This window comes from Pseudomonas sp. 22490 (assembly GCF_052044465.1).
In the GTDB taxonomy this organism is placed as follows: Bacteria; Pseudomonadota; Gammaproteobacteria; order Pseudomonadales; family Pseudomonadaceae; genus Pseudomonas; species Pseudomonas aeruginosa.
Map to the genome: position 1 here is coordinate 1 of NZ_JBQENS010000110.1, position 374 is coordinate 374.

The window sequence follows — 374 nt, forward strand, 5'->3', positions numbered from 1 at the left end:
TTGTCCTCCATGCGGATCTCGTTGAAGTTGGCCGGCGTGCCGCCCTTGCTCGAACGGCTCTTGGTGCCGCTCTGGGTAGCGTTCGCCGGCAGCTCGTAGGGCACCGTCTGCTCGGCGTTGTAGACCCGCCCGGTGATGATCGGCCGGTCCGGGTCGCCTTCGAGGAAGCTGACGATCACTTCCTGGCCGATCCGCGGGATCTGGATCGAGCCCCAGTTCTTCCCCGCCCAGGCCTGCGAGACGCGCATCCAGCAGGAGCTGTTCTCGTTGGACTGGTCGTGGCGGTCCCAGTGGAAATGCACCTTGACCCGGCCATACTGGTCGGTCCAGATCTCCTCGCCCTTGGGCCCGACCACCACCGCAGTCTGCGGGCC

Annotated in this window: 1 protein-coding gene; it reads right to left on the reverse strand. The window is 66.3% G+C overall.

Translation table 11 applies throughout. The features are described 5' to 3' along the window. Positions 1–374 (reverse strand): type VI secretion system tip protein TssI/VgrG (gene tssI / locus ACTJJX_RS35140; protein ID WP_440782072.1); only part of this gene is annotated, 374 nt, incomplete at both ends.